General features: G+C 48.0%; 9 protein-coding genes. All 9 read left to right on the forward strand.

Going from position 1 to position 12,031, the window contains the following annotated elements; translation table 11 throughout:
• The first annotated feature begins 321 nt into the window (after positions 1-321).
• The 9 genes from ACIFQN_RS12005 to glmS all read left to right on the forward strand — a co-directional run bounded on the left by ACIFQN_RS12005 (position 322) and on the right by glmS (position 11,997).
• Entirely contained in the window at positions 322-1,245 is a 924-nt protein-coding gene (locus ACIFQN_RS12005) for an NAD(P)/FAD-dependent oxidoreductase (protein WP_429833263.1), read from the forward strand.
• Positions 1,246-1,272: 27 nt separating this feature from the next.
• The gene (locus ACIFQN_RS12010; protein WP_429833264.1) at positions 1,273-1,521 is read left to right on the forward strand and encodes a glutaredoxin family protein; all 249 of its coding nucleotides are present in this window, start codon (positions 1,273-1,275) and stop codon (positions 1,519-1,521) included.
• A 43-nt stretch (positions 1,522-1,564) separates the two neighbouring features.
• Positions 1,565-2,119 carry a peroxiredoxin gene (locus ACIFQN_RS12015; RefSeq protein ID WP_429833265.1) on the forward strand — a complete coding sequence of 185 codons (555 nt, stop codon included), beginning with the start codon at positions 1,565-1,567 and terminating at the stop codon, positions 2,117-2,119.
• An 833-nt stretch (positions 2,120-2,952) separates the two neighbouring features.
• Positions 2,953-5,190, forward strand: a complete 2,238-nt coding sequence (locus tag ACIFQN_RS12020) for a hypothetical protein (RefSeq protein ID WP_429833266.1) — start codon at positions 2,953-2,955, stop codon at positions 5,188-5,190.
• A gap of 21 nt (positions 5,191-5,211) precedes the next feature.
• Positions 5,212-6,396, forward strand: coding sequence for a HEAT repeat domain-containing protein (locus tag ACIFQN_RS12025; RefSeq protein WP_429833267.1), 1,185 nt, complete (start codon positions 5,212-5,214; stop codon positions 6,394-6,396).
• 18 nt (positions 6,397-6,414) lie between these two features.
• Complete coding sequence (locus tag ACIFQN_RS12030) at positions 6,415-7,857, forward strand: glycosyltransferase family 2 protein (RefSeq protein ID WP_429833268.1); 1,443 nt, start codon at positions 6,415-6,417, stop codon at positions 7,855-7,857.
• A complete protein-coding gene (locus ACIFQN_RS12035) occupies positions 7,854-8,645 on the forward strand; it encodes a response regulator transcription factor (protein ID WP_429833269.1) in 792 nt (263 codons plus the stop codon). Before ACIFQN_RS12030 ends, ACIFQN_RS12035 begins: the two co-directional genes overlap by 4 nt.
• A gap of 103 nt (positions 8,646-8,748) precedes the next feature.
• On the forward strand, positions 8,749-10,116 hold the full coding sequence (locus ACIFQN_RS12040) for a nucleotide sugar dehydrogenase (RefSeq protein ID WP_429833270.1): 1,368 nt from the start codon (positions 8,749-8,751) through the stop codon (positions 10,114-10,116).
• A 48-nt stretch (positions 10,117-10,164) separates the two neighbouring features.
• Complete coding sequence (gene glmS / locus ACIFQN_RS12045; protein ID WP_429833271.1) at positions 10,165-11,997, forward strand: glutamine--fructose-6-phosphate transaminase (isomerizing); 1,833 nt, start codon at positions 10,165-10,167, stop codon at positions 11,995-11,997.
• The last annotated feature ends 34 nt before the right edge of the window (positions 11,998-12,031 follow it).

Genomic DNA, 12,031 nt, shown 5'->3' on the forward strand with positions numbered 1-12,031 from the left:
GCAACTCCTTGTTGAATTCAGGCTAAACCGGTTCACTAGTGTTGGGAACTTTTTGGATGCGACGCTTTCTAGCTTTTTTGCTTTCCCGCGTTCAAGCGATAGGCGTACTTTATCTTGAATTATTTGATTCGTCAACGAGTTGGGCTATATTTCGAATCGTAAAATAATACTGAGTTTACTAAGCAAATTCGTATGCAGGATGAAAAGCGTTATTTAAAATGATTATAAAAAGATATTGACTTTTATCTTGTATCTTGTAAAATGAGAAGTGTTCCTAGATGATAATAATTATAATTTGATAATCAGAAAGGGGGAGCCAGCATGTATGATGTGATCATTATCGGCGGAGGGCCAGCAGGTGCATCCGCTGCCATCTATACAGCACGGGGAAATTTGAAAACGCTAGTGATTGATAAAGCGCCAGGTACGGGTGCTCTTGCCCTGACACATAAAATTGCCAACTACCCTGGTGTAGAAGGTGAGCTGTCCGGAAAAGAATTACTGGAAAAAATGCGCAGACAAGCTGAGAGCTTCGGTGCAGAATTCATCCAGACAACCATTTCGGCGGTAGACGTTGAGGATGAGGATAAAAGCATCTTTACCGCACACGGTACCTTTGAGGCCAAAGCAGTTATCGTAGCGACCGGTTCAAAAGGACGCAATCGTATGCTTCCTGGCGAAGAGGAACTCTTGGGACGCGGTGTGAGCACATGCGCTACATGTGACGGTGCCTTTTATGAAGGGAAGCATGTAGCTGTTATCGGTGACACGGAAGAGGCGCTGGAAGAAGCGCATGCTTTGACCAAATTTACCGATAAAATCACTTTCCTGGTTCCCCGCGCTGATTTGCAAGGTGTGGAAGAAGCACCTGAGCTGCCCAATACAGAGATCAAGTTCCGGACACGTCCTCTTGAAATCGTCGGCAAGAACTCTGTTGAAGGACTCCGTATCCGCACAGCGGAAGGAAATGAAGAAATGCTTTCCGTAGATGGTGTTTTCGTGTTCCTGTCTGGCAGCAAGCCAGGGACAGATTTCCTCGATGGCCAGGTTCCCTTGGATGAAGAAGGCTTCATGATGCTCGATGAATTCATGCAATCGTCCGTTCCCGGTGTGTTCGGAGCGGGGGAAGTACGGAAAACTCCAGTGAAGCAAGCGGTCGTAGCCGCAGCTGACGGAGCTATCGCAGCAATGGCTGTAGACCGGTATATTAACAAACGTTCCAAAATCGTTCCGCAATACAAATAAGTAGACAAATAAAGGAGAGAAATTCACATGGCACAAGCAATCGTATATTCCAGCACAAACTGCAGTTTTTGCAAGCAATTGAAAACGTATCTGACAGAGCAAAACATTGCTTTTGAAGAACGCAACATTGACGAGAAGGAAGAATATGGACAAGAGCTGAGCCGTTTGGGAGTGATGTCGGTTCCGCTCACAGTGATTGGGGACAAGCAAATCCTGGGCTTCAATCCTAACCGTATCAAAAAAGCGCTGACGGCATTGGAAGAGACTGCACAATAAATAGCGGCAGAATCAGACACCGCGAAAAAGGGGAGTAACGTACATGACTAACCAACAAACCGTTCAACTGCAAGTAGGGAAACCAGCTCCTGACTTCTCGATGCTCACGACGAAAAATCTGGAGACGCTGGAAGAACGAGTATCTCTGGCCGATTATAAAGGCAAATGGCTGATTCTGTTCTTCTGGCCATTCGACTTCACCTTTGTTTGCCCGACGGAAGTCACTTCCTTCAGCGATAATGTAGAAGAGTTCCATGATCTCGATTGCGAAGTACTGGGCGTTTCTACTGACAGTGTGCACACTCACCGCGCATGGATCAAGACACCGCGCGACCAAAACGGAATCGGAGAAGTTCATTTCCCTCTGGCAAGTGACTTCAACAAAGAAACAGCTCGTGCTTACGGCATCCTGGATGAAGAAGTAGGTGCAGCCTACCGAGGTCTGTTCATCATCGACCCAGAAGGCATCCTGCGCTACCAAGTAGTAACCGACATGAATGTTGGACGCAGCGTAGAAGAAACATCCCGTATTCTGCAAGCCCTGCAGGCCGGCGGACTGTGCCCAGCGAACTGGAAACCAGGCATGAAAACGCTGTAAGTAAGCAAACAGATATACACCACCACAAAAAAGGACAATCCCAAAAGTCTCGTGCAGACGATGGGATTGTCCTTTTTTGTTTTCTTTGACCTCCCCTTCGACTAATGCCTCTTAGGATGAATAGACTGTCCACTTCGCAGTGCGGGGCTTCGGAAGTTGTGTGTTTTTTCGATACCCTGAGTCACTTCCAAATCGCAGATCGTGCAAGTTAACGGCTGGTGAGAGGAAACAGGAGAAAAAAGCGAAGGTCTTTGGGGACCAGCTACGGCGGAAGGAAAAAAGCGAAACACGGTTTTAAGCGTCCACCTCTGAGAAGCTTCATTGATCGGCTACTTTGGACGCGGTTTCGCTTTTTCCATGTAGCCGTACAGGGATGACCCCTAGGCAGGGCCCCAAGAACCTGGAGCGTTTTCTCCTGTTTCCTCTCCTCCCAACAGCCCGACTAACAAAACAGTCCTTTTTCTCCTATTTTCTTTTTGTAAAGAAATCCGATATCGGCAAATTTAAAAGTTTTCCAAATAGTAGCAACCTACCATTTTTGCTTGTCGATCGAAAAATAAAAGCTCACGTACATATACCCACTTACAAAAAAAGGTGGGACAGAAGGCAGGGTGGGTTGCAGGACTTCGCACCAAAAAACGTAGGTCAATAGAGGTTAATCCCGTCTTCTATTACATTTTCATGACAAAACGCCAAAACGCACAATAGTGAATTTCGTCTATGGGAACGCTTTGCTCCCTATGTTTACAATGACTATGACGTTTGGGCGAGTAACAAGCCCCCTCGTTCAAAAGTTCAATAGCTCGTGGCTACGTATCGGAGGTTGACGGGAATTGGAACGAAAGAAGAAGAGTCGCGCAGGATGGATTAGCCTCTCCATTCTAATGGTTTTCGGCATAAGCACCCTATGGTGGTTCTGGGATGCGGACCGTGTAGAAAGCATGGAAACAACAACGGGCGTTCAATTGAAATTTCGAACAAGTGGTGACCATATCGAAGTCTTTCAAAATCAGAAATGGCAACCTTTTTTTGCAAAAGGAGTGAATCTGGGGGCTTCTTTACCTGGTCATTTCCCGGGTGAACTGCCCATCACAAAAGAAGACTATACCCGCTGGTTTGCAATGATCGACGAGATGGGGGCGAATGTGATTCGTGTGTATACGATTCATCCCCCCGTATTTTACGAGGCTTTGGTGGACTACAACCGAAAGAAAGCAGGTGATCCTCTCTATCTAATGCAGGGAATCTGGAGTCCAGAAGAGCTGCTGATCGAAAAAAAGGATGCATACTTGCCAGAGATTCGTGAGCAGTTTCGTCAGGAAATCCGTGATGCGGTTGGGGCCGTTTATGGTGACATCACCCTTCCTGAAAAGCCGGGAAAGGCAAGCGGAACTTACCGGGCAAACGCAGGGCTTTACCTGATTGGTTGGCATACCGGTACAGAATGGGATCCGGTCATGGTGCATAATACGAATCATTTGCACCAGCATACACAGCCGTACCAAGGAACACATTTTCAGGCGACACCAAAGGCAACAGCTTTCGAGAGCTGGTTGGCAGAAATGGTAGACACGGTGGCGCAGGAGGAGAGCAAACAGGGCTGGCAGCATCCCATGACGTTTACGAACTGGGTAACGACTGACCCGCTGTCTCATCCTGGCGAGCCGATGTATCACGAAGACTTGGTCAGCGTCGATCCCACTCATCTGGAGCCAACCAAATGGGATGCAGGTTATTTCGCGTCGTATCACGTGTATCCGTATTACCCGGATGTATTCCGCTACGATACGGCCCTGCAGCAAGTAAAGAATAAGCAAGGCGACGTAGACACGTACAAAGCATACTTGCGGATGTTGAAGGCATATCACAAAAACATGCCAATCTTGGTGACAGAATTCGGGGTGCCAGCTTCCCTCGGAACAGCCCATTTCGGTAATCTAGGACGCAATCAGGGCGGTCATACGGAAAAACAGCAGGGGGAGATCGACGCAGCGCTGATGCGCGAAATTCACGAGGAAGGTTATGCGGGAGGCCTCTTATTCGTCTGGCAGGATGAGTGGTTTAAAAAGACGTGGAATACGATGCGTTTTGAACTTCCTGAGGACCGACGCTCTCTGTGGATCAATGTACTGACCAACGAATCACTGTTTGGAATCCTGGGGATGTACCCGAATAAAGAGGGCGTGCTCGCGATTGACGGTGACAGGGCCGACTGGGATAAGCTGGCGCCGGAAGACAAACAGCGTCTTGACGCACAAATCCCCGGTTTTGAAGAACTTTGGATGACGCATGATGAGGGATACGTGTATATCATGGCTCAGCTGCAACAAGACTTTCACCCGGAAACAGAAAAGCTGTATTTGGGGATAGACTCGATCCCCGGGGGGAATAAGCATGCGGCAGAGCTTTCGGGTATTACTCTGGATGAAGGGTTGGAAACACTGATTCAGTTAGGAAAGGCTGAGGAAAGCAACATTCGTATTGCTTCCAACTACGATTTCCATACCCGCCTTTATGGAAAAGGATACGGGATGCTCGAGGTCAAGGAAGCGGAAATGAAGGATGACTCCGGAGTTTTCAAACCGTGGAAATTGGCGGTTGGCTTGGAAATGGAACCGCCGGACAGCAAGGAATACCATCCGATGGAGGAGGTTGTGGTAGGAAATCTGATCCGGGGAACGACCGATGCGAATGAACCTGCTTACAACTCTTTGGCAAACTGGCAGGCAAAAGGAAAGATCGTGGAGCTTCGCATCCCTTGGATGCTGCTTGGGTTTACTGATCCTAGCTCCCTGCAAGTCATGAGCTACCAGGGGGATGGCAAAAAGATGGTTTCAGAAACAACAAAAGGAATTCGCCTCTTGCCGTGGATGGTAGACCAAAATGGCAAGTTTATGCTCGGTATGAAAAAGAGCGATACCCCTTTTCCGATAACCAAGCTGCCTGTCTATTCGTGGCAAGCATGGGAACAGGTCGGCTATCACGAACGGAAAAAGCAGAGCTACTCGATTTTGAAAAAAGCATACAGCGAGATCGAAACATCGACCGCTAAAGAAGCAAAACAGCCATGAGTGGAGAGGAGAGTGACAAACATGGAAGCACCATTGGCGACGGCCATTCTTTATCTGTACGCGCTTTGCGCTTTGATGGTAATTGGCTTGCTCGTGTTGTTTGGGCTAAAGCTGAGAAACCTCACCGCTGATAAAAATGCCAGGCTTTGTCAGGAAAAGTATCGCGACTACTTCGTTTATTTGCAGGCTCATGGCGAAGAGGAAGAGCGCTTGAAGGTACCCTACGGCGAAGTAACACAGAGCGAAAAGCAGATCATCCAAAAAAAACTGTTTGAGCTAATGGAGCTGTTCACAGGCGTCCATCGCCAAAAGCTGATCTGGCTATGTGAAGATTTGGGACTAGTCGAGCTTGATCGAAAGCGGCTGAACGGCTGGTGGAAGTGGACAAAAGTAGACGCTGCCTACAATCTCGGCATGATGCGCTCGAAGCAGGCACTCCCTGATTTGCTCCGGCTACTCGCCAAAAGCAAATACGATCCGAGTATTTTTATCATTGCACGCTCAATTGCCAGATGCGCAGATGACATTGGGGATCTGCGAGAGCTGGTACTGCTTTTAGTCAAATACAAAAAAAACTTTCACGAGCTGCTTGTAGACATTTTGAGTGATTCGCAAGTAGATACAGCCCCATTGTTTGCCTCTTGTTTACGGGAAAAGGATACAGATTTGGTCAAAATCGGGTTGATTGGTTTTTTGGCGAATGCCAATCCGAGCATTGAGCCAGCTCTGTACAAGCTTTCTGAATCAGAGGACAAGGACATCAGAATCAAGGCAGTCAAGCTGCTTTGCCTGGATGTGCGGTATTTAACAGACCAGAAAGTCAAAGAATTCATGAACCACAAGGATTGGGAAATACGCGCGATGATGGCAAAGGCTGTAGGAACGCTGAAGCTTGTAGACTTTATCCCCATGTTGAAAAATGCGGTCGGCGATTCCAGTTGGTGGGTTCGTTATTACAGTGCCTACAGTTTGACCGCACTCGAAGTAGAAGGCTTTGCGGCACTATGTGAGATTTTACGGGAAGAAAGAACTGGGAATAAAATCCAGATGGCGCATCAAGTGATACAAGAAGAACTGGAAAAAGGGAAACTTCAATTAACAGACACACAAGATGTGGAAAAGCAACTGCAGTATAACCAAAAACTTCACCTTTACCAAAAGTCGTATCGAAAAACCATTTCCACCGTTACAGCGCTGGAAAGATAAGCAGGAAAGGAGGCAGTCATGAGAGATTTTTTGCTCTACTATGGAATATTCGCTGTCTATTACGTGATTGCGATTAACTCGCTGTACTTCATCATCATGATGTTTTCTTTCAAAAGCATTATGGGAATACTCAAAAGCTCTATTTATTCGAGATTCCAGACGCTTTCGGGCTCGCGGCACGTCCCGCCTATTTCGATTCTGGTACCAGCCTACAATGAAGAGTTGACGATCATCGAAAACGTGAGGTCGCTGCTCTCGCTGAATTATCCGAAGTATGAAGTGATCGTCGTCAATGACGGCTCAAAAGACGAGACGTTGCAGGTGCTGATTCAGGAGTTTCAACTGACTACTTCCGAGCACATGCCGATCCAGCCCGTGCTGCAAACCTCTAAGATCAGAGGAATGTACCATAACCCGGCATTCCCCAATCTGTATCTCATCGACAAAGAGAATGGCGGAAAGGCGGACTCCCTCAATGCAGGAATCAATGCGTCCCATTACCCGTTGATCGCTTCGATTGATGCAGACTCGCTCTTGGAGAAGGATGCGCTCATTCGAATTTCCAAGGTCTATATGGAAAATCCAGAAGAGACGGTGGCGATCGGGGGAGATATTCGGATTGCGAACGGCTGCAAAATCGAAGACGGCGTGGTTAGCGATATCCGCTTGCCTGACAAATTTTTGCCTATGATGCAGTCGGTCGAATATCTCAAGGCTTTCCTCGGGGGAAGAATTGGTTGGAGTGCGATTAACGGCCTCATTATCGTGTCCGGGGCATTCGGTGTTTTTCGCAAAGATTATGTGATTAAAGTCGGGGGCTACCGGGAGGGCTACCCCGGTGAGGATATGAACATTATCATCAAGCTGCACAAATACATGCTGGAAAATGATCTACCGTATCGTGTCGCCTTTTGCCCAGACGCAGTTTGCTGGACGCAAGCGCCTGACTCCTTCAAGATTTTGGGCAGCCAGCGCCGCAGATGGGGCAGGGGCAATCTGAAAAATATGATTGAATACGGCAGATATATGGCATTCCGTCCGAAGTACAAGCTGTTCGGAATGCTTACGCTGCCATTCAACATCTTGTTTGAAACGTTGAATCCGTACTTTCGTCTCACAGGGCTGCTCGCCCTCATCGGCTATACGCTGCTGGACATGACGAATTCGCATGTTCTCCTGATTTACGGCTTGCTCAATTTGATGTATGGCGTACTTCTGGGAATTGGTTCACTATTGCTTGAAGAAATCGCATTTCGGCGTTATCCACGCTTTCAGGACATCGTCAAAATGCTTTTCTATACAATACTGATGTTCTTCGGCTACCGGCAGATCGGTGTCATCTGGAGATTCCTCGGACATATCGAATATTTACGCAACAACAACTCATGGGGAACGATGACCAGAACAAGCTGGAAGGCGGAGAGCAACAAAAACATTTCGAGTCTGGAGGCAAGAGGATGAGTAATCTCGTACCAGTATTTTACCAGCTGCTCACCAATTTTGAGGCTAGTCAGTTGTCGTGTGGGGTTATTCTAGTAGCTTGCAAGAATCTCTCAAAGGAATGGCTTGAAACGATCAAAAGAGATTTTGCTTCAAAGGAATCACCCACATTCGAAGCCCATTACGCCTATGACAAGACAAAAAATATGTTGGGCATTTTGGTGGAGCAGCAAAAGCTTGCTGATACCCATTTCTTTGCCCTACGGATCAAGGATTATTTAGCGGAGCGACAACTGCTATCTGGGAGTTTGCTGATCGCCAGCTTCCCGGAGAGCTCGCCTTCCTCCGGTCAGTTGATCATGAGGATGATGCAGGAAATGAAAGAGCTGGATCGTTATGGTGAGATCAAGATTTATGAGCAGCTATCTGGCTCAAGCGGGATGGAGCAGGCAACGATTTTGCTCGTCAACCACGATGAACATGTAAATGAATTTTTACGCATCTATTTAGAGCGAAAAGGCTACCTTGTGACCGTTGCACATGACGGAATGGATGGGATGGAGAAGTATCGTGAATTGACACCGGATTTGGTCATCACCGATCTCAATTTGCCCATTCTCAATGGTTATCAGCTCATGGAGAAAATCAAGCATCAAGAGACGGCCGCAATGAGCAAAATTGTGGTGCTGACCGACAAGCGACTGGAAGAAGATGTACAAAAATCGTTTGCGCTCGGGGCCTCTGACTATATTACCAAGCCATTTTCACCTATTGAGCTAGAAGCTAGAGTAAGACGGCTAATTTCATAAATAGCCTGTTCAAAAAGGAGGATGTTTCGATGCCCCGATGAGAGGGCACAAACAGAGCCGGACCTTTTGGACATCCTTTAAAGAGAAAGGGAGCGGAACGAGGATGGATAGATACGAGGAACTAAAGCAAAGAATTCAACAAAAAACAGCAAAAATTGGCGTGATTGGTTTGGGATACGTGGGATTGCCGCTGGCTGTGGAAACGATCAAAAGCGGCTATACCGTCATCGGCATAGATTTGCACAGCGGCAAAATCGAAAATCTGAAAGCAGGCATCTCGTACGTCCAGGATATTTCGGATGAAACCTTGCAGGAGTGCCTGACAACCAACCGTTTCCATCCGACAACGGATTACCGAGTCATCGAGGAGCTGGATGCGATCAGCATTTGTGTCCCTACACCACTCAGTCCCAATCAGGACCCGGATACCTCTTATATCACCAATGTTGTGGAGCAAATTAAAGCCTACATGAAAAAGGGCCTGCTCGTCACTCTGGAGAGCACCACTTATCCAGGTACGACGGAAGAATTGATTCAACGGGAGTTTGAAAAGCTGGGCTACCGTGCGGGTGAAGACTTTTTCCTCTGCTATTCGCCTGAGCGCGTTGACCCGGGGAATCGGATGTATTCGACCTATAACACGCCCAAAATTATTGGCGGGACAACCGAGCGCTGCATTGAGCTGGGCACGCTTTTGTACGGCAATCTCGTAAAAACGATTGTTCCTGTTTCCACGCCAAAGGTTGCGGAAATGTCAAAGCTTTTGGAAAACACATTCCGCAGCGTCAACATCGCTTTCATGAACGAAATGGCGATGATGTGCGACAGAATGGGCATCAATGTTTGGGAAGTAATCAAGGCCGCATCGACCAAACCATTCGGGTTTATGCCGTTCTATCCGGGACCTGGAATCGGTGGGCATTGCATACCGCTCGATCCAATGTACCTGTCGTGGAAAGCAAAGGGCTTCAAGTTCCACAGTCAATTTATTGAGATTGCCCAGTCGATCAACGATAACATGCCAGATTATGTACTCAGCAAGACGGGACAGGTGCTGAATATTTATGCCAAAGCGATCAACAGCTCCCGCATTCTGATACTGGGAATGGCGTACAAACCGGATATCGACGATCTGCGTGAATCGCCTGGACTCGAAATTTATGAGCTGTTTGCGAAAAACGGAGCGACTGTGGACTACTACGATCCACATGCACAAAGCTTCATCAACAAGAAAGGCAAGGTCGTTCATTCCATTGCAAACGATTATGAGACTTTCAAAACATATGATTGCATGGTGCTGATCACCAATCACCGCTCTTTCCATTATCAGGAGCTGGCTGACCTGGGAGTTGCGATTATCGATACGCGCAATGCATTCGATGGGATTGCGAATGACAATGTGTACCGAATCGGAACAGCTGTAGCAATCCGTTCGGAACAGGAAAAAGAAATGGTCAGCCTGCTCGCTTAAGTCAAAGTCACGATCAACTACAAAGCGACGAGAGGGAGGACGCAAACTATGTGCGGAATCATGGGATATATCGGCTATCGAGAGGCACAGCCGATTCTTATCAACGGACTCAAAAAACTGGAATACCGGGGCTACGACTCAGCAGGTATTGCCATCTGCGACGGTTCGAGCATCGCCATCAGCAAGACAAAAGGGCGAATCGATGTACTGGAAGAACAGACCAAGGAGGCGAGCTTGCCGGGATCTATCGGGATCGGTCATACCCGCTGGGCCACCCATGGACGACCATCTGACGAAAATTCTCATCCTCATTTTGATCAAACTGGCAAGTTTTCCATCGTTCATAACGGGATTATCGAAAACTACCTGGAGCTAAAAGAAGGGCTGATGGAGCGAGGTGTGGTGTTCACCTCCGAGACAGACACGGAAGTAATCGTCCATCTGCTCGCGGAACATTACGACGGGGACTTGGGTCAAGCCGTACGAGAGGTAGCCGGGAAAATCCGGGGTGCCTTTGCGCTGGCAGTCATGTCCGAGTATGAGCCAGACAAGCTGATCGCTGTGCGATTGGCGAGTCCATTGATTATCGGCGTAGGTTCTGGAGAGAATTTTATTGGCTCCGATATTCCTGCCGTGCTAGAGCATACCCGGGATGTATACGTCCTGGAGGATTATGATCTGGCGGTGTTGACCAAAGACTCCGTCAACGTGATGAGTCTTTGTACGAATCAACCAATCGAGCGGGACCTGGTCCGTATCGAATGGGACAAGGAGCAGGCGGAAAAAGACGGCTATGCGCACTACATGCTCAAAGAGATTCATGAGCAGCCCCGCGCTCTGCGCAATACGATGACGGGACGGATCGATGAATCTGAACAAAAGATTATTTTTCCCAATCTTCAGCTAACAAGAGAAGCAGTCAAACAGATTGAAAAAATCTATATTGTCGCGTGCGGTACGGCTTATCATGCCGGAGTGATCGGCAAGCAGGTGATCGAGAGACTGGCTCAGATTCCGGTAGAGGTAGATGTAGCGTCAGAGTTTCGCTATCGCCAGCCGCTATTTAAACAAAATACGCTTACTATCGTGGTCAGTCAGTCCGGAGAGACAGCAGATACGCTAGCTGCCTTGCGCGAAGCCAGGCGGAATGGCTCTGCGGTAGTAGCGATCACCAATGTGGTTGGCAGCTCGATTGCCCGTGAAGCCGATGACGTTATTACAACGAATGCCGGACCCGAAATTGCCGTTGCTTCTACCAAGGCATACACCTCGCAGCTGCTCGCTTTCTACCTGCTGGCGCTGTATCTGGCCCAAGGAAGAGAGACAATCAATCGCCAAGAGAGAGCTTCTCTGATAAAAGGACTACAGGCGCTGCCAGATCAGGTCGAAGCCATTCTTGCCCATGCGGATGAGATTCGCCAATACGCAGAATCCATCATGGAAGAGAAGCAGTTGTTTTTCCTAGGACGTGGCCTCGACTACGCGGTTTCCATGGAAGGCTCCCTCAAGCTAAAGGAAATCTCCTATATTCATTCTGAGGCGTATGCTGCCGGGGAGTTAAAGCACGGAACACTTGCTTTGATTGAAGAAGGCACTCGGGTCATCGCGCTAACTACCCAAGATGACTTGTACGAAAAAATGGTTAGCAACATTACCGAAGTAAAAGCGAGAGGGGCGATTGTTCTCGGCATCGCCATGGCAAATAACATGGAATTGCACCGCTCGGTTGATGAAGTGTGCTTGATCCCGACGACTGATGCTTTACTGACTCCGGTCCTGGGCGTTATCCCTCTCCAACTGATTGCGTATTACACATCAGTGGCATTGGGTAATGATGTGGATCGTCCGCGTAATTTGGCAAAAAGTGTAACAGTTGAATAAAGTAGCACGTCCATATGTAACGAGAACACATGAC

Source organism: Brevibacillus sp. NRS-1366 (assembly GCF_050467985.1).

Coding starts and splice junctions, on each gene's coding strand:
- ACIFQN_RS12005 (WP_429833263.1), top strand. CDS start 322: ATGTATGATGTGATCATTATCGGCGGAGGGCCAGCAGGTGCATCCGCT.
- ACIFQN_RS12010 (WP_429833264.1), top strand. CDS start 1,273: ATGGCACAAGCAATCGTATATTCCAGCACAAACTGCAGTTTTTGCAAG.
- ACIFQN_RS12015 (WP_429833265.1), top strand. CDS start 1,565: ATGACTAACCAACAAACCGTTCAACTGCAAGTAGGGAAACCAGCTCCT.
- ACIFQN_RS12025 (WP_429833267.1), top strand. CDS start 5,212: ATGGAAGCACCATTGGCGACGGCCATTCTTTATCTGTACGCGCTTTGC.
- ACIFQN_RS12030 (WP_429833268.1), top strand. CDS start 6,415: ATGAGAGATTTTTTGCTCTACTATGGAATATTCGCTGTCTATTACGTG.
- ACIFQN_RS12035 (WP_429833269.1), top strand. CDS start 7,854: ATGAGTAATCTCGTACCAGTATTTTACCAGCTGCTCACCAATTTTGAG.
- ACIFQN_RS12040 (WP_429833270.1), top strand. CDS start 8,749: ATGGATAGATACGAGGAACTAAAGCAAAGAATTCAACAAAAAACAGCA.
- glmS (WP_429833271.1), top strand. CDS start 10,165: ATGTGCGGAATCATGGGATATATCGGCTATCGAGAGGCACAGCCGATT.